The organism is unidentified bacterial endosymbiont (assembly GCF_918797525.1).
In the GTDB taxonomy this organism is placed as follows: Bacteria; Pseudomonadota; Gammaproteobacteria; order Enterobacterales; family Enterobacteriaceae; genus Enterobacter.
In genome coordinates, this window is the sequence record NZ_OU963893.1 from 2,298,121 (window position 1) to 2,314,678 (window position 16,558).

Below are 16,558 nucleotides of genomic sequence, written 5' to 3' on the forward strand. Positions count from 1 at the left end.
CCTTATCAAATCAAAGGACAATGGCGCCGTAATTGTACCTCAATTACTGGGGTTCACCTTGCGGACTTTCCTGAGCCCCTACAGCACCTGTGCGGGTATACAAAATCTTGAAAGTATCGTTGGCACAATGCCCAACCACCTGCGCGTCAGGCTGGTCGGCCTGATCGTTGGGAACAATGTTAAGGCTAAAGCCAGACTCGGGCACGCCGTTATTGATGATTTTCTGCTGAATGTCGCTTTTTATGCGTTCGCAGGAATCTGGGGCGGCCAGCACGGCCGTTGACGCACTCATTAACAGCAGGGCGGTAATCCAGGGTAACCGTTTCATGTATAGCTCCTTTTCTCTGTGTAATGGTTAATTTTAGCAGGGTTCGTGTAAACATCTGTATTTGCTAATATGAATAAGAATAATCTTTCTAAAACGGTAAAAAGATGTGAAGAAATACGTAATTATGCTGCTCGCAACGACGCTGATCGGCTGTGACAATAGCTCCACGCCGCTGTCGTTTACGCCGGAGATGGCTAGTTTTTCGAATGAGTTTGATTTTGATCCCCTGCGCGGTCCGGTCAAAGATTTCTCCCAGACCTTGTTCAATGACAAGGGCGAAGTATCTAAACGGATCACCGGCACGCTGTCAGCGGAAGGCTGCTTCGACACTCTGGAACTGCACGATCTGGATGCCAACACCGGCGTGGCGTTGGTGCTGGATGCGAATTATTACCTGGATGCCGAAACCCAGCAGCGTAAAGTCAAGCTACAGGGGAAATGTCAGTTGGCTGAGCTGCCGTCTGCAGGCGTAACGTGGGAAACCGATGATAATGGATTTGTGGTCGCGGCGCACGGCAAAGAGAGGGTTGTAAACTACCGTTACGACGCTGATGGCTATCCGCTGGGTAAAACGACTGTCTCAGGGGACCAGCGTTTGTCCGTGCAGTCAACGCCGTCGAAAGACGTGCGCAAAAGAATGGACTATTCAGCTGTCAGCACGCTTAACGATAAACCGCTGGGGAACGTGAAGCAAAGCTGCGATTACGACAGACATAATAATACGATAAGCTGCGAGCTGATTATCTCAGATGAGAGCGTCACTCCTGCGGTGGAGCACCAGTACACCATTAAAAATACCATTGAATACTATTAACGCGAAATAACCGCGCAGTTTACTGCGCGGTCGGTTTCAACAGGCTGGCGGCTGAAGATTTGTGTCCAGCCAGATGCTGGTGCTGGAAAATGCACATCCGGATGGTATTGCGGTACTCGCCATTGATAAAGAACTCGTGAATCAGTTCACCTTCCACCATAAAACCTAATTTACGGTAGATATGAATGGCTTTTTCATTCTCTTTATCAACGATCAGATAAAGCTTGTACAGATTCAGGACGTTGAACCCGTAATCCATGGCAAGCTTTGCCGCGCGTGAGGCGAGTCCTTTCCCCTGATGCTCCGGCGAAATAATGATCTGAAATTCCGCCCGCCGGTGAACGTGGTTGATCTCTACCAGTTCAACCAGCCCGGCTTTTTCACCTCCGCACTCAACGACAAAGCGACGTTCACTCTGGTCGTGAATGTGCTTATCGTAAAGATCCGACAGTTCCACAAAGGCTTCATACGGCTCTTCAAACCAGTAGCGCATGACGCTGGCGTTGTTGTCGAGCTGGTGGACGAAACGCAAATCCTCCCGCTCCAGCGGACGCAGTTTTATGTCATGGTTTGGCGGCATTAGGGGGCAACCGTGCGGCCGGTGCGTCGATCCAGGCAGCGCAGGGTGTTCGGCTCCCAGTAAGCATTTGTATTCGCGCTCTGCTGACACTTATCGCGAGCATCGAAGGCGACATCTTCTTTATCCCACTCTTTTTCCACGCGGGAGTTGACCTTGTGGCGCAGGCTACGGGTGTCATTCCATTGTTCTTTGTCCATCGCTGCATTCTGGCGGCTTTGTGCACTGTCGCCAGATTCAATAATCAGTTTGCTGGTTTCCGCGGTTGCCGTCGCGGTGAAGGCGAGCGTAGACAGCGCCAGGGCGGCTGTCAGACAAAGGCGTTTGCTTAATGTTGTCATAGCATTTCCTTTTTGATGGGTGCAGATAATCAAATTATCCAGGATCGATTCTACACCAAAGCGAAAGGGTGGCATACCCGTACCGCAGGTATGGAAAAGTAAAAATCATTATCCGATGTGATGATTAAATCAAACCTCACCTGACGTTAGAAAAGTCCAAAAAGAGACCTTCGATTTTTGACCGCGCACGTTAGCACCTGGTTTTTGTGATCGTCCGCCAAATTTTAGATCGTCATACTTGTATGGTAGTAGTGTAGTTACGTAGATTTCCAGCATCACAACACGCGATGTAAGGAAATGGATTATGAAAATTGTAGGGGCTGAAGTCTTTGTTACCTGCCCGGGGCGTAACTTTGTCACCCTTAAAATCACCACCGACGAGGGGATTGTCGGTTTTGGGGATGCCACCCTCAATGGGCGTGAACTCTCTGTCGCGTCTTACCTTAAAGATCACCTCTGCCCGCAACTGATTGGCCGCGATGCGCAGCGTATCGAAGATATCTGGCAATTCTTCTATAAAGGCGCCTACTGGCGTCGCGGGCCGGTTACGATGTCGGCCATTTCTGCTATCGATATGGCGTTGTGGGACATTAAAGCCAAAGCGGCCAATATGCCGCTCTACCAACTGCTGGGGGGAGCATCCCGTGAAGGCGTAATGGTCTATTGCCATACCACCGGGCACACTATCGACGATGTTCTTGAAGATTACGCGCGGCATAAAGAGATGGGCTTTAAGGCCATCCGCGTGCAGTGCGGCGTGCCGGGAATGAAAACCACCTACGGTATGTCGAAGGGAAAAGGGCTGGCCTACGAGCCTGCCACTAAAGGGGATTGGCCGGAAGAGCAACTGTGGTCCACCGAGAAATACCTCGATTTCACACCGAAACTGTTTGATGCGGTGCGCAGCAAGTTTGGTTTCAACGAGCACCTGCTTCACGATATGCACCACCGCCTGACACCTATTGAAGCAGCCCGCTTCGGTAAGAGCATTGAGCCCTTCCGCATGTTCTGGATGGAGGATCCGACCCCGGCAGAAAACCAGGCTTGCTTCCGCTTAATCCGCCAGCACACCGTCACGCCCATTGCTGTGGGCGAAGTGTTTAACAGCATCTGGGATTGTAAACAGCTTATCGAAGAGCAACTGATCGACTATATCCGCACCACCATGACACATGCGGGTGGGATCACTGGCATGCGCCGTATTGCGGACTTCGCATCGCTCTATCAGGTGCGTACGGGTTCACATGGCCCATCGGATCTTTCACCCATCTGCCACGCGGCCGCGCTGCATTTTGACCTGTGGGTGCCGAACTTTGGCGTGCAGGAGTACATGGGCTACTCGGAGCAAATGCTGGAAGTCTTCCCACATAGCTGGCGCTTTGAGAACGGCTATATGCACCCGGGAGATAAGCCAGGGCTGGGCATTGAGTTTGACGAGAAACTGGCCGCCAGATACCCCTATGATCCCGCCTATTTGCCGGTAGCCCGTCTGGAAGATGGCACGCTGTGGAACTGGTGAGAAGGAGCCAAAAATGAAAAGCGTAGTGATTAAACAACCGAACGAACTGGTGATTGAAGAGCGCCCGCTCCCGATGCCTGCCGCGGGTGAAGTCCGCGTCAACGTTAAGCTTGCCGGGATCTGCGGTTCTGATAGCCATATTTACCGTGGACATAACCCCTTTGCTCACTATCCACGCACGATCGGCCATGAGTTTTTTGGTGAGATCGATGCCGTCGGGGAGGGAGTTAACCGTTCGCGTCTGGGCCAACGCGTTTCGGTTGATCCGGTGATTAGCTGCGGGCATTGCTACCCGTGCTCTGTCGGGAAACCTAACGTTTGCACCTCGCTGGTGGTACTGGGCGTCCACCGTGACGGCGGATTCAGCGAGTACGCGGTTGTTCCCGCACACAACGCCTGGCCTATCCCGGACGCTATTGCCGACAAGCACGCCGTCATGGTTGAGCCTTTTACCATTGCCGCCAACGTTACAGGCCAGATAGCCCCCACAGAGCAGGACGTTGCCTTGATCTACGGCGCAGGCCCGATGGGGCTTGTCACCGTGCAGGCGCTGAAAGGCGTCTATAAGGTGAAGCTGGTCATCGTCGTGGACCGGATAGACGAGCGTCTGGCAATGGCGCAGCGCAGCGGGGCTGATTGGGTGATCAACAATGGCGAGCGCTCATTACAGGCGGCCCTGGACGAGAGAGGGATCATGCCGACCATCGTTATTGATGCCGCCTGCCATCCGTCCATTTTGCAGGAGGCGATAACCCTTGCCTCGCCGGCTGCACGTATTGTGCTGATGGGCTTTTCCAGCGAGGCGAGCCAGATTGTTCAGCAAGCAATAACCGGCAAAGAGCTGTCAATCTTCTCTTCGCGCCTCAATGCCAACAAATTCCGGGTCGTCATAGACTGGCTGGAGAAAGGGCTAATCGACCCTGAAAAACTGATAACCCATACCTTTGACTATCACCATGTAACCGACGCCATTGAACTGTTTGAAAAAGACCAGCGGCAGTGCTGCAAGGTCTTGCTTACGTTCAGCCAATAATAAATCACGCGGTTAAGAGCCTGTGCAGACAGGCTCTAAGTAGTACGCATCTTACCTTTAGAGAAAGCCATTATGACTCAAGCACAACCTCAACGAACGACAGCCGATCTGGTCAAAGCCGCCGTATCCGGCTGGCTGGGCACCGCTCTGGAGTTTATGGATTTTCAGCTCTACTCGCTGGGTGCCGCATTGGTGTTCCACGAAATTTTTTTCCCGGAACAGTCTGCGGCGATGGCGCTGATTCTGGCGATGGGAACCTACGGCGCGGGCTACATTGCGCGCATTGTCGGGGCCTTTATCTTCGGCAAAATGGGCGACAGTATAGGCCGTAAGAAAGTACTGTTTATCACCATTACCATGATGGGGATTTGTACCACCCTGATTGGCGTGCTGCCGACCTACGCGCAGATTGGCATTTTCGCGCCTGTGCTGCTGGTTACCCTGCGCGTCATTCAGGGGCTGGGAGCTGGAGCGGAAATCTCCGGAGCGGGAACCATGCTGGCGGAGTACGCGCCAGCAGGCAAACGCGGCATCATCTCCTCGCTGGTGGCGATGGGGACCAACTGCGGAACCCTGAGCGCGACGGCCATCTGGGCGGTGATGTTTTTTGCGCTCGACCGCGAAGCGTTGATCGCCTGGGGCTGGCGCGTGCCGTTCCTGGCAACGGTGGTGGTGATGTTCTTCACCCTCTGGCTACGACTGAATCTTAAAGAGAGCCCGGTATTCGAGCAAGTGAACGACACGGAAACGACCGCACCAGCGGCTGTCCAGGATACCGGGTTGGGCGCAATGTTTAAGAGTAAATCGTTCTGGCTGGCGACCGGATTGCGCTTTGGTCAGGCGGGCAACTCGGGTTTAATCCAGACCTTCCTCGCCGGGTATCTGGTACAGACATTGCTGTTTGATAAAGGCATTCCAACCGATGCGTTAATGATAAGTTCCATCATCGGGTTTATCACTATTCCGCTGCTGGGCTGGCTGTCAGATAAAATAGGGCGTCGCTTGCCTTATATTATTCTTAATATCTCCGCCATTATTCTGGCCTGGCCGATGCTGGCCATTATCGTTGATAAGAGTTATTCCCCGGGCGTCATTATGCTCTCGATCATCGTAATTCATAACGTCGCGGTACTGGGATTGTTTGCCCTTGAAAACATCACTATGGCGGAAATTTTTGGCTCACGTAATCGCTTTACCCGAATGGCTATCTCAAAAGAGGCGGGCGGCCTGGTTGCGGTAGGTTTTGGTCCTCTTCTGGCGGGGATCTTCTGCGACATGACCGACGCCTGGTGGCCGATGGTGGCGATGCTAATCGTTTATTCCGTCATTGGTCTTATCTCCGCCATCCTGATGCCTGAAGTCCGGGATCGTGATTTAAGCCTGGCGGAAGATGCGGCTGAACCGGCAAGAGTAAAAAGTGTAAAAGCGGACCAGCCTGATTATGGCGCGCAAGCCTAATGTTATATAAATCTGCAGAGAAACTGGCGCGCGATGCGCGCCAAAAATAGACGCTATAAAAGATTATGCTTGCTGCACAACATGCACTTATTTCAAACGAAAATAATAAATACATTACTGCATTCTACTCATTGAGTAGGGGGTGAACTATGTCACAGAAAGCAAAAAATATTACTGTTCCGGTAAGCATTGGTTATGGACTTACGGATATTATGGGCGGCGGCGCATTTACCGTTATCGGCGCCTGGCTACTCTTCTTTTATACCACGTTTGTCGGCTTATCCCCGGTAGAGGCGGCCTCAATCGTCGCGATTGCACGTGTCGTTGATGCGGTGGTTAGCCTGTTTATGGGCAGTTTTACCGATCATTTCTACAAACATTATTTTGGCAAAAAATTTGGCCGTCGACGCTTTTTCTTACTGATTGGCGCGCCGTTGATGCTGGTCTATGCCTTGCTTTGGCTGGATGGGATGAATTACGGTTTTTATCTGGCGGTCTATCTTGCGTTTGAGATTATCGCGGCGATGGTTCTTATTCCCTGGGAAACATTGCCCTCTGAAATGACCAAAGATTACAACCAGCGCACCAAACTTTCCACCTGCCGCATGTTTCTTTCTGCCTCCGGTACTTTTTTGGCAACGTTTATTCCCGGGTTGCTAATTAGCTATTTCGGTGAAAACAGCGCACATGCCTATCTTATTAATGGCGTCATTTTTGCCGTCCTGTTTATGGTCTGCGTTTTTATCTCCTGGAACGTCACTTGGGAGCGCGAACTGACGCCAGAGATGCGGGCCGAGCTTGAAAAAGACGAACGGCAAAAAACGCTGGCGGAAAAACTGGCAAGCCTCTGTCATCTTTTCAGGGAGTATGGTTCAACCCTCAAAATTCGGGCATTCCGTAAGCATCTGGCCATCTATCTGCTCTCGTTTACCGGTAAAGATGTCTATAACACGGTGTTTGTCTTCTTCTGTGTTTACTGCCTGCACGTATCGTCCTCGCTTGCGGGAAGCTTATTATCGATGAGTATCGTCGGGCTACCCGTCACCCTGATTGCGGGTATCGGGATCATCAAATACGGACCCTCGAAGCTCTATGTCTTTGCCTATTTATTGATGTTGATCTGCCTGGGCGGTTTTTTTGCGGTGTACCAGATCCCGGCCCTGAACACCGTGACGATGCTGGTTGTTCTTGGCGGCCTTTATCAGGTGGGGCGCTGTGTACTGGAGTTCACCCCCTGGAACGTGTTCCCGTTCATTCCAGATATTGATGAGATGGTTAGCCACCAGCGTCGCGAAGGTCTTTTTGCGGCCGTTATGACCTTCTCGCGCAAAACCACCGTTGCGATCGCCACTTTTATCGTCGGCATTCTGTTGCAAAGCGGGGGCTTTATGAAAGGCAGCCAGACGCAGCCGCCGGAGGCTGTTCATACCATCGCAATGTTAATGTTCGTTGGCACAGCTGGACTACTGATTCTGGCGCTGTGGCAGGCGCTGACGTTCCATCTGAATAAACGGACGCATAAAATTTTTGTCGATGAGCTGGACCGGTTGAAAGCAAACGGTCACCCGCAGCAGGTCTCTGCCGAGGCGCGTCGTGTTGTGGAAGATTTAACGGGATATTCATGGGACACGCTGTGCCGTGAGCCCGCGGCGACAGTCACTGACGGAAATGTACGGCCTGTCCTGTGAGTTTGGTTTATATCTTTTGAACTGATATCACACAACTTGATTTTTATATCACACCAGTTAGATGAAAGTTAATGTAAATCAATGTTCATCTCAGGGGGATCCGTATGGTGAATGGCACGGTATGTTACAGCCACTGCCATTCTAGTTGGTGTAGTCAGCAGGCGCTGTCGCGCTAGTCACCGTGCGGCAGCGGATCACAGCGAAATTTACTTAACGAGTCTCAATCATGGAAAACCGGTTATTACAGGCGAAAGCGACGCTTCCTCAATACGATCGCGAGAGCCTCAAGGTACGCATTGTTCATTTAGGGTTTGGCGCTTTCCACCGCGCGCACCAGGCCGTGTATACCGACATTCTTGCGGCGGAACACGGCAGCGACTGGGGGTACTGCGAAGTTAACCTGATTGGCGGCGAGCAGCAAATTGCCGACCTCAAGGCGCAGGATAACCTGTACACCGTGGCGGAAATGTCGGCCGATGCGTGGACATCACGGGTAGTAGGGGTGGTTAAAAAAGTCCTGCACGCCCAGGTTGATGGCCTGGAGACCGTGCTGGCGGCCATGTGTGAACCGCAGGTGGCGATTGTTTCACTGACCATCACCGAGAAAGGGTACTGCCACTCCCCGGCGACCGGGCAACTGATGCTCGATCATCCTTTTATTGTAGCTGACCTGCAACACCCTCAGCAGCCAAAATCCGCGCCTGGCGTGGTGGTTGAAGCACTGGCGCGACGCAAAGCGGCAGGTCTGCCCGCGTTTAGCGTTATGTCCTGTGACAATATGCCCGAGAACGGCCACGTGATGCGCAACGTCATCTGTGCCTACGCCCGCGCGGTTGACCAGGCGCTGGCGGACTGGATTGACGCCAATGTGACATTCCCGTCGACGATGGTCGACCGCATTGTGCCCGCAGTGACGGCCGACACGCTTGATAAAATCGAACAGTTGACTGGCGTGCGCGATCCGGCTGGCGTGGCCTGTGAACCTTTCCGCCAGTGGGTGGTTGAGGATAACTTTGTGGCCGGGTGCCCGCAGTGGGAAAAAGCGGGCGCTGAACTGGTTGCAGATGTCATTCCGTTTGAAGAGATGAAACTGCGTATGCTTAACGGCAGTCATTCGTTCCTGGCCTATCTCGGTTATCTGGCGGGGTATCAGCACATCAATGACTGCATGGAAGACAAAAACTATCGCCTCGCCGCTCACGCGCTGATGTTGAAAGAGCAGGCGCCGACGCTGAAGGTCAAAGGCGTTGATTTAGCGCACTATGCCGATCTTCTGATCGCACGTTACAGCAACCCGGCGCTGCGTCACCGCACCTGGCAAATCGCGATGGATGGCAGCCAAAAACTGCCGCAACGTATGCTTGATTCCGTGCGCTGGCATCTGGAGCAGCAGAAGCCCTTCCCATTGCTGGCGCTGGGCGTGGCGGGCTGGATGCGCTATGTCGGCGGCGTGGATGAGCAGGGTAACGACATTGACGTGAGTGACCCGCAGCTTGCCACTATTCAGGCCGCAGTTGAGGGCAGCGCAGAGGGCGTAAGCCGTGTGAAAGCGCTGTTGGGCATTGAGGCTATCTTTGGCAAAACGTTACCGAAGAACGCGACCTTTGTGGATGCGGTATTGAAAGCGTATCAGACGCTGCTGCAACACGGGGCGAAAGCAACGGTTGCGCAGTACGCCGCACAGCCGTAAGCCGGATATGCCGCCTGCGACGGCATAATTCGTCAGCCAATGGTCATTACATTACGCTTGTGTACAGCATTTTACAAAGCAGACGCCTATTTACCTTATTAATAGTTTCTGCACGTAAACGTTGAGGGTTTGTTTATATTCTTAATGTCAAACTTACAGCAGAAAATAATTTCTTCCTCGGTATAAGGAGTCAGGCTTATGTATAAGAAAATTTTGATGCCTGTTGACGTGTTTGAAATGGACTTGAGCGATAAAGCGGTACGCCACGCGGCCAACCTGGCGAAAGCGGAGGGGGCATCGATAACCCTGTTGAACATTTTGCCCGCCAGTAGCCGGTCTTTGCTGCGCGGCTTTAACGCCGATATTAAGAAGTTTGAAACGTTCATGACCGCAGAATCCGAGAGAAAAATGAAGACCTTAAAGCGGCTCTTCGATATTTCGCCGGAGGATATTGACTGCAAAGTCTGTTTTGGCAATGTGCGTGATGAAATTATCAAGCTCAGCAAAGAAGGCGATTATGATGTGATTGTCATTGGCTCGAAAAACCCGAGCATCACCACGCATCTTCTGGGTTCGAATGCTGAATCCATCCTGCGTTACGCCACCATTCCGGTATTAGTCGTCCGCTGAATAACTCGCCGCAACCGTAAGGGCGCGGCGACCTTTACTCTTCGCTAAACCACTCGCTATTTTCCTGACGAATTAACTGCACCGACTCGCTAATTTCCTGCAAATGCAAGGTCATCGCTTTATCGACGCCATCAGCATCACGTTGTTCCAGAGCGTTGAAAATATCATGGTGCTGGCGAAGCAACATTTCCGGCGGAGAGACGTGGTCAAGGCTCATATAGCGCACGCGGTCAATGGTCGCTTTGATGTTCTCAATGGTATCCCAGGCCAGCTGGCAATCGGCTATTTGCGCCAGCTTCTGGTGAAACTCGTCATCAAGCTGGAAAAAATCGTTCAGTTGTTTACGGTCGATGGCCATTCGCTGTTGATGCAGGTTTTGTTCAAGATGGTACACCTGATTGTCGTTAATCAGCGATGCGGCACGTCGCGCCACCGCGCACTCAATGGCCTGGCGGACAAAACAGCCATTACGTACCTGAGTAAGCGAGATCTTATTAACATAGCTGCCGCGCTGCGGGCGTATCTGAATCAGGCCGTTTTCAGCGAGCTTAATAAACGCCTCACGCACTGGCTGTCGGGAAACATCAAAACGTACCGACACCTCTTTCTCAGAGAGCGGCGTTCCGGGTGGGATCAGACAATGGACAATATCACGTCGCAAAATACGATAGATCTGTTGATTAACAGGCTGGGTAGGATTGAGCTGGGATTCAACGGCCATGGATTGTGATTTCTCAGAGAGTTAACATGGACATACTACCATTCTTTTCCCTGCTAACATACCCGGCCCGCAGGCCGGGTAGGGCCGATTAGCCCCGGTGAACGCTGAGCCCGGCAAAGCTCTGGCTGACCGGCATCATTTCAACGGTATTAATATTGACGTGTTTCGGCAGCGTCGCCACCCACCAGACCGCCTCGGTAATATCTTCGGGGGTCAGTGCCGTGGTGTTTTCGTAGGTTTTATCCGCTTTCGCATCATCACCTTTGAAACGCACGTTGGAAAATTCAGTCCCGCCAACCAGACCCGGCTCAATGTCGGTGACGCGAACGGCGGTACCGTGCAGGTCGGTACGCAGGTTAAGGCTGAACTGGCGCACGAAGGCTTTGGTTGCGCCATAAACGTTACCGCCAACGTACGGCCAACTGCCGGCGGTAGAACCGATGTTGATAACGTGACCGCGGTTGCGTTCGACCATGCCTGGCAGCACGGCGCGGGTCATGTACACCAGCCCTTTGTTGTTGGTGTCGATCATATTTTCCCAGTCTTCCACGCTCGCCTTGTGAGCAGGCTCAAGGCCCAGCGCCAGACCGGCGTTGTTCACCAGCACATCGATGGCGCGCCATTCACCAGGCAGGTTTGCCATCATCTCTTCAATGGCGGCACGGTTGCGGACGTCCAGTTGGGCGGTCAGAATATTATCACCCAGCGCATCTTTCAGCTCCTGCAGACGTTCCTGACGGCGACCCGTTGCAATCACCTTATGCCCGTTGGCGACGAAACGACGCGTGATGCTTTCACCAAAACCCGCTGTCGCCCCGGTTACTAATACTATCATCTCACTGTTCCTCAACGTTTTTTATGTTGTATTACCATAGCACGCCCGCGCGCGATGCGTTAAGGCAACATTTGTATGACGCCATTGCAGGCGATGTCCGCCTGGCCTACTCTGGGGAGATATCCCGTGCTCAGGAGTAAAAGATGTCGGACAACAATCCCTTGTTTGAAAGCAGTTTGTTACCTTATCAGGCGCCGCGCTTTGATGAGATCAACGATAGCCACTATCGCCCGGCGTTCGATAAAGCGATGCGCCAGAAGCGGGCTGAGGTTGATGCTATCGTGGCGCAGGACGCGGCGGCGGATTTCAGCAATACCGTGCTGGCGCTGGAAAAAAGCGGAGCCATGCTGTCGCGTGTGTGCAGCGTTTTCTTCGCCATGGCCTCGGCACACACCAATGATGATTTACAGGCGCTGGACGAGGCGTTTTCCACCGAACTGGCAGCGCTGGCGAACGATATCTGGCTCAACGACACGCTCTTCTCCCGCGTGGAAAGCGTCTGGCAGGAGCGTACTGCGCTGGATACGGAATCCCGACGACTGGTGGAAGAGATCTATCAACGCTTTGTGCTCTCCGGCGCGCGCCTGAATAGCGCAGAAAAAGCGGAGCTGAAAGCGCTTAATACGGCGTCCGCCGCCCTGACCAGCCAGTTTAACCAGCGCTTGCTGGCTGCCAATAAAGCGGGTGGGTTAGTTGTCGATTACGCCCATCAGCTTGAGGGGTTAAGCCCGGACGAAAAAGCCACCGCGGCTCAGGCCGCGGCTGAAAAAGGGCTGAACGATCGTTGGCTGATCCCCTTGCTCAATACCACCCAACAGCCTGCGCTTTCGCTACTGAAGAACCGTCAGACGCGACAAAATCTCTTTCATGCCGGATGGGAACGCACCCAAAAGGGCGATGAAAACGATACCCGGGAGCTGGTTTGCCGCCTCACCGCTTTGCGTGCGCGTCAGGCACAGTTGCTGGGGTTCGAGGATTATGCAAGCTGGAGTACTGCCGATCAGATGGCGAAAACCCCCGCCGCCGCGCTGGCCTTTATGCGCGGTATTGTTCCGGCCGCGCGCGCGCGGGCAGAGCGTGAGCAGGCGGATATCCAGAAAGTGATTGATGACGAACAGGGTGGCTTTAGCGTACAGGTCTGGGACTGGTCGTTCTATGCCGAGCGCGTGCGGCAAAGAAAATATGCTCTGGATGAGTCGCAAATCAAACCCTACTTTGCCCTCAATACCGTGTTGCACGACGGCGTATTCTGGGCCGCCAGCCAGCTGTTTGGGATCCGCTTCGTCGAGCGGTTTGATCTTCCCGTCTATCACCCCGACGTTCGCGTATGGGAGATTTTCGACTACACCGGGGAGGGCATGGCTTTGTTCTACGGTGATTACTTCGCCCGCGAATCGAAAGGTGGCGGGGCGTGGATGGGGAATTTTGTCGAGCAATCCTTCGAGTTTGCCGCGCGTCCGGTCATCTATAACGTCTGTAACTATCAAAAACCGGCTAACGGACAGCCGGCACTGCTCTCCTGGGATGATGTGATGACGTTATTGCATGAATTTGGCCATACGCTGCACGGTCTGTTTGCCCGCCAGCGATACGCCACGCTTTCAGGCACCAATACGCCGCGTGATTTTGTAGAATTCCCCTCGCAAATTAACGAGCACTGGGCCAGCCATCCCCAGGTCTTTGCCCATTATGCCCGTCACGTTGAAACCGGTGAACCGATGCCGGAAGCCTTGCTGGAAAAAATGCTTAACACTGCGCAGTTCAATAAAGGCTACGACATGACGGAGCTGCTTAGCGCTGCGTTACTGGACATGAACTGGCATGGCATCCGCGATGCAGTAAGTGACGTCGAGGCGTTTGAAGCGGCAGCCCTGGAAAGAGAGGGGATGGATCTGCCCGCAATCCCACCGCGCTATCGCAGCAGCTACTTTGCCCATATCTTCGGCGGCGGCTACGCGGCGGGATATTACGCCTACCTGTGGACGCAGATGCTGGCCGACGATGGATACCAGTGGTTCGTCGAGCAGGGCGGATTAACGCGCGAGAACGGGCAAAAATTCCGCGAGGCGATACTGTCCCGCGGGAACAGCACTGATTTAGCTGAACTCTACCGGAACTGGCGCGGGCACGATCCGAAGATTGAACCGATGCTGGAGAATCGCGGGTTGAGCGCATAGGGTCATTGTTGGCTGCAAACATAACCGGGCATTGCGCCCGGTTTTATCGATAAGAGTGGAGAGGAACTCAGTATGGTCTGTGTGTATGACCCTTATCAATGCGGCTGAGCCGGGTAGGGCAACACCGCTACCCGGCACGCCAGCGTCAGGCAATGCTGTTAGGACAGGCTTCACCTTTCTCAAGCTGCAGCAGATTCTCAAGCGTGGTCTCAGAAATGCTGATCAGCGCTTCTGCAGTGAGGAACGCCTGGTGACCGGTGAACAACACGTTATGGCAGGCAGACAGGCGGCGGAACACGTCATCCTGAATGACGTCGTTGGACTTGTCTTCAAAGAACAAATCGCGTTCGTTCTCATACACGTCCATGCCCAGTGCGCCAATCTTCTGCGTTTTCAGCGCTTCGATAGCGGCCTGAGAATCAATTAATGCCCCGCGACTGGTATTGATGATCATCACCCCGTCTTTCATCTGGTCAAACGCGGCCTGGTTAAGCAGGTGGTGGTTATCAGGCGTTAGCGGGCAGTGCAGGGAAATTACGTCAGACTGTGAGAACAGCGTAGGCAGGTCGACATATTCCACGCCCAGATCCAGCGCAGCCGCACTGGGATACGGATCAAACGCCAGCAGGCGCATGCCAAAACCTTTCAGAATGCGAAGGGCCGCCACGCCAATTTTGCCGGTACCGACCACGCCTGCGGTTTTGCCGTACAGGGTAAAGCCCGTCAGCCCTTCGAGGGAGAAGTTCGCATCACGGGTGCGTTGATAAGCGCGATGAATACGACGATTCAGCGACATCATCATGCCAACAGCATGTTCTGCGACCGCTTCCGGCGAGTAAGCCGGGACGCGTACTACCTTCAAACCCAGTTCTTTTGCCGCGTCAAGATCAACGTTGTTAAAGCCTGCGCAGCGCAGGGCGATGAACTTCACGCCGTGTTTTTTCAACTCTTCCAGCACTGGACGGCTGCCGTCATCGTTGACGAAAATGCAGACACCCTCACAACCGTTCGCCGTTTTGGCAGTTTTATCGGTGAGCAGAAAGTCGAAAAATTCGAGTTCGAACCCGTAAGTCTTGTTAACCTGTTGCAGATACTTTTTGTCGTACTGTTTTGTACTATAAACGGCAAGTTTCATAAGACTTTCTCCAGTGATTTTGCCTTCACGTTAGCATGATTAAAAATAGCTTACAAATTCTAAAATTTCATTGAATTCAATAGGTTCTTTAAGGGTTTTCAGCCTATTCACGGCCCTTAATGAATTTTAATACATCAACAGCGACAGGCATTACCTCAGGGAAAATAGCGTCCGCATAGCGGCATTATTCGCCTGCTTCAGTTTAGCCTTTCAGAGGCAATCTCACCCTCGGTCCAGTGGACGTGATTAACTCTGTTATGCCATGATGCAAATAAGTTAATTTTTTGTACAACTCAGCAGAGTACCGCGTTATTGCACAGTTACGGGTCAGGCAGGTGATAAATGATGGCATACATGGAGTATTTATTAACTTATATTGAAGGGAATCCAGCGCTGGCCATTGGTTTTAATATCGTACTGCTGATTATCTCCGGGTTTTTTGCGCATATTATGTGCAAATTTCTGCTCATTAAAGTTGTCCGAAAAGTGTTCTTTTCCAGCCACAAACAGGATGTTCCCCTCGAAAAAGATCGGCGCATTGCTGAAAAGCTGTCCAATTTCGTGCCTGTTCTTATCGTTTATTATCTTCTGCAATTTATGCCGAATATGCCTGGCTCGTTGACCACGGCGATAAACACGGTATGTGGAATACTGTTCTTTGTTTTCCTGTCTCTCTTTTTCAATGAAATGCTGGATATCGTTAACAGCTCCTATTTACGCAAAACCAAGAGAAAAAATCACTCAATTAAAGGCTATATCCAGATAGGGAAGATTTTAGTCCACATCATCGCGGCGATTATGATACTGGCCGTGATGTCGAACAAATCCCCAGCCATTATCATCTCAAGTCTCGGGGCGGTTGCTGCGGTACTGATGTTAATCTTCCAGCACACGCTGCTTTCGCTGGTGGCCAACGTACAGCTCTCATCAAATGATGTGCTGCAGCTTGGCGACTGGATTGAAATGCCGGATAAAAATTTAAGCGGTGAAGTGACCGATATAGCCTTGCACACGATCACGATACGTAACTGGGATAATACTATCTCCCGTATTCCGACGAAAAATTTCCTCACCGAAACCTATACCAACTGGCAGGCCATGTTTTCGTCCGGGGCGCGACGGATAATGCGAAATACGACAATCGATCAGCACTCGGTGGTGTTTTTGTCTCAGGACATCCTGGCGCCCATGCTGGCGATCCGCGGCGTCAATGAACCTCTGGCAAAGCTGCTTGACGGACGTGATCCCACCGGGGTGGCGGACAGCTGGTTTGTGGATAATGGGCTGACCAATTTAACGCTTTTTCGCCACTATCTGATGGCGTACCTGGCAGAACGAACCGATATTATCAAGGATATGTACATCGTGGTGCGAACGTTAAAACCTTCACCGTCCGGGATCCCGCTCGAAATTTACTGTTTTACCACCTCAACCCTGTGGATGGATTATGAAAATACCCAGTCCGCTATTTTTGAGTATATTACCGCCGTCGCCGGGCGATTTTCCCTGCGTTTATATCAATATCCTGCGGGGCATGATTTCTGGCGTTTGTCACAGGAAAGTCGCCCGCAAAATAGTGAACAGCGGCCTGATGAGCCTTAAGTGATAGATT

At 52.4% G+C, this 16,558-nt stretch carries 15 protein-coding genes; 9 read left to right on the forward strand and 6 right to left on the reverse strand.

What is annotated here, in order from left to right; all coding sequences use genetic code 11:
• Positions 1–43: 43 nt before the first annotated feature.
• The gene (locus NL510_RS10980; protein WP_253384572.1) at positions 44–328 is read right to left on the reverse strand and encodes a DUF1161 domain-containing protein; all 285 of its coding nucleotides are present in this window, start codon (positions 326–328) and stop codon (positions 44–46) included.
• Between the two features lie 106 nt (positions 329–434).
• Here NL510_RS10980 and NL510_RS10985 point away from each other — a divergent pair, with 106 nt between their 5' ends.
• Positions 435–1,142 carry a YnfC family lipoprotein gene (locus NL510_RS10985; RefSeq protein ID WP_253384574.1) on the forward strand — a complete coding sequence of 236 codons (708 nt, stop codon included), beginning with the start codon at positions 435–437 and terminating at the stop codon, positions 1,140–1,142.
• 19 nt (positions 1,143–1,161) lie between these two features.
• Here the strand turns inward: NL510_RS10985 and speG are convergent, their stop codons facing one another.
• Together speG and NL510_RS10995 are read right to left on the reverse strand one after the other, a co-directional pair.
• Positions 1,162–1,722, reverse strand: a complete 561-nt coding sequence (speG, locus tag NL510_RS10990; RefSeq protein ID WP_253384576.1) for a spermidine N1-acetyltransferase — start codon at positions 1,720–1,722, stop codon at positions 1,162–1,164.
• The gene (locus NL510_RS10995) at positions 1,722–2,060 is read right to left on the reverse strand and encodes a DUF1283 family protein (RefSeq protein WP_253384578.1); all 339 of its coding nucleotides are present in this window, start codon (positions 2,058–2,060) and stop codon (positions 1,722–1,724) included. Before NL510_RS10995 ends, speG begins: the two co-directional genes overlap by 1 nt.
• Before the next feature lie 304 nt (positions 2,061–2,364).
• On the opposite strand from NL510_RS10995, the gene manD reads away from it, so the two are divergent.
• The 6 genes from manD (at position 2,365) to NL510_RS11025 (ending at position 10,078) form a co-directional block, all read left to right on the forward strand.
• A complete protein-coding gene (gene manD, locus NL510_RS11000) occupies positions 2,365–3,579 on the forward strand; it encodes a D-mannonate dehydratase ManD (protein ID WP_253384580.1) in 1,215 nt (404 codons plus the stop codon).
• 13 nt (positions 3,580–3,592) lie between these two features.
• Positions 3,593–4,612 carry a Zn-dependent oxidoreductase gene (locus NL510_RS11005; protein WP_253384582.1) on the forward strand — a complete coding sequence of 340 codons (1,020 nt, stop codon included), beginning with the start codon at positions 3,593–3,595 and terminating at the stop codon, positions 4,610–4,612.
• A 72-nt stretch (positions 4,613–4,684) separates the two neighbouring features.
• A complete protein-coding gene (locus tag NL510_RS11010; RefSeq protein ID WP_253384584.1) occupies positions 4,685–6,070 on the forward strand; it encodes an MFS transporter in 1,386 nt (461 codons plus the stop codon).
• Between the two features lie 149 nt (positions 6,071–6,219).
• Positions 6,220–7,758, forward strand: coding sequence for an MFS transporter (locus NL510_RS11015; protein WP_253384586.1), 1,539 nt, complete (start codon positions 6,220–6,222; stop codon positions 7,756–7,758).
• A 226-nt stretch (positions 7,759–7,984) separates the two neighbouring features.
• Positions 7,985–9,448 (forward strand): mannitol dehydrogenase family protein, encoded by a 1,464-nt coding sequence (locus NL510_RS11020; RefSeq protein ID WP_253384588.1) that lies wholly within the window; start codon positions 7,985–7,987, stop codon positions 9,446–9,448.
• 198 nt (positions 9,449–9,646) lie between these two features.
• Positions 9,647–10,078 (forward strand): universal stress protein, encoded by a 432-nt coding sequence (locus NL510_RS11025; protein WP_253384590.1) that lies wholly within the window; start codon positions 9,647–9,649, stop codon positions 10,076–10,078.
• A gap of 34 nt (positions 10,079–10,112) precedes the next feature.
• Here NL510_RS11025 and NL510_RS11030 read toward each other — a convergent pair whose 3' ends face one another.
• Both NL510_RS11030 and ydfG read right to left on the reverse strand, forming a co-directional pair.
• Positions 10,113–10,799 carry a GntR family transcriptional regulator gene (locus tag NL510_RS11030; RefSeq protein WP_253384592.1) on the reverse strand — a complete coding sequence of 229 codons (687 nt, stop codon included), beginning with the start codon at positions 10,797–10,799 and terminating at the stop codon, positions 10,113–10,115.
• 88 nt (positions 10,800–10,887) lie between these two features.
• A complete protein-coding gene (ydfG, locus tag NL510_RS11035; RefSeq protein ID WP_253384594.1) occupies positions 10,888–11,634 on the reverse strand; it encodes a bifunctional NADP-dependent 3-hydroxy acid dehydrogenase/3-hydroxypropionate dehydrogenase YdfG in 747 nt (248 codons plus the stop codon).
• 143 nt (positions 11,635–11,777) lie between these two features.
• Here ydfG and dcp point away from each other — a divergent pair, with 143 nt between their 5' ends.
• Positions 11,778–13,811: a peptidyl-dipeptidase Dcp gene (gene dcp / locus NL510_RS11040; RefSeq protein ID WP_253384596.1), complete on the forward strand. Its 2,034-nt coding sequence runs from the start codon at positions 11,778–11,780 to the stop codon at positions 13,809–13,811.
• A gap of 145 nt (positions 13,812–13,956) precedes the next feature.
• Here the strand turns inward: dcp and NL510_RS11045 are convergent, their stop codons facing one another.
• The gene (locus NL510_RS11045) at positions 13,957–14,946 is read right to left on the reverse strand and encodes a 2-hydroxyacid dehydrogenase (protein WP_253384598.1); all 990 of its coding nucleotides are present in this window, start codon (positions 14,944–14,946) and stop codon (positions 13,957–13,959) included.
• A gap of 345 nt (positions 14,947–15,291) precedes the next feature.
• On the opposite strand from NL510_RS11045, the gene NL510_RS11050 reads away from it, so the two are divergent.
• On the forward strand, positions 15,292–16,548 hold the full coding sequence (locus tag NL510_RS11050) for a mechanosensitive ion channel family protein (RefSeq protein WP_253384859.1): 1,257 nt from the start codon (positions 15,292–15,294) through the stop codon (positions 16,546–16,548).
• Positions 16,549–16,558 lie beyond the last annotated feature (10 nt).

What these genes read in the sequence shown, in the direction of transcription:
- NL510_RS11020 (WP_253384588.1), top strand. Translation starts at nt 7,985, where the DNA reads ATGGAAAACCGGTTATTACAGGCGAAAGCGACGCTTCCTCAATACGAT.
- NL510_RS11050 (WP_253384859.1), top strand. Translation starts at nt 15,292, where the DNA reads ATGGCATACATGGAGTATTTATTAACTTATATTGAAGGGAATCCAGCG.
- NL510_RS10995 (WP_253384578.1), bottom strand. Translation starts at nt 2,060, where the DNA reads ATGACAACATTAAGCAAACGCCTTTGTCTGACAGCCGCCCTGGCGCTG.
- ydfG (WP_253384594.1), bottom strand. Translation starts at nt 11,634, where the DNA reads ATGATAGTATTAGTAACCGGGGCGACAGCGGGTTTTGGTGAAAGCATC.
- NL510_RS11045 (WP_253384598.1), bottom strand. Translation starts at nt 14,946, where the DNA reads ATGAAACTTGCCGTTTATAGTACAAAACAGTACGACAAAAAGTATCTG.
- NL510_RS11015 (WP_253384586.1), top strand. Translation starts at nt 6,220, where the DNA reads ATGTCACAGAAAGCAAAAAATATTACTGTTCCGGTAAGCATTGGTTAT.
- NL510_RS11010 (WP_253384584.1), top strand. Translation starts at nt 4,685, where the DNA reads ATGACTCAAGCACAACCTCAACGAACGACAGCCGATCTGGTCAAAGCC.
- NL510_RS11030 (WP_253384592.1), bottom strand. Translation starts at nt 10,799, where the DNA reads ATGGCCGTTGAATCCCAGCTCAATCCTACCCAGCCTGTTAATCAACAG.
- NL510_RS11025 (WP_253384590.1), top strand. Translation starts at nt 9,647, where the DNA reads ATGTATAAGAAAATTTTGATGCCTGTTGACGTGTTTGAAATGGACTTG.
- dcp (WP_253384596.1), top strand. Translation starts at nt 11,778, where the DNA reads ATGTCGGACAACAATCCCTTGTTTGAAAGCAGTTTGTTACCTTATCAG.
- NL510_RS10980 (WP_253384572.1), bottom strand. Translation starts at nt 328, where the DNA reads ATGAAACGGTTACCCTGGATTACCGCCCTGCTGTTAATGAGTGCGTCA.
- speG (WP_253384576.1), bottom strand. Translation starts at nt 1,722, where the DNA reads ATGCCGCCAAACCATGACATAAAACTGCGTCCGCTGGAGCGGGAGGAT.
- NL510_RS11005 (WP_253384582.1), top strand. Translation starts at nt 3,593, where the DNA reads ATGAAAAGCGTAGTGATTAAACAACCGAACGAACTGGTGATTGAAGAG.
- manD (WP_253384580.1), top strand. Translation starts at nt 2,365, where the DNA reads ATGAAAATTGTAGGGGCTGAAGTCTTTGTTACCTGCCCGGGGCGTAAC.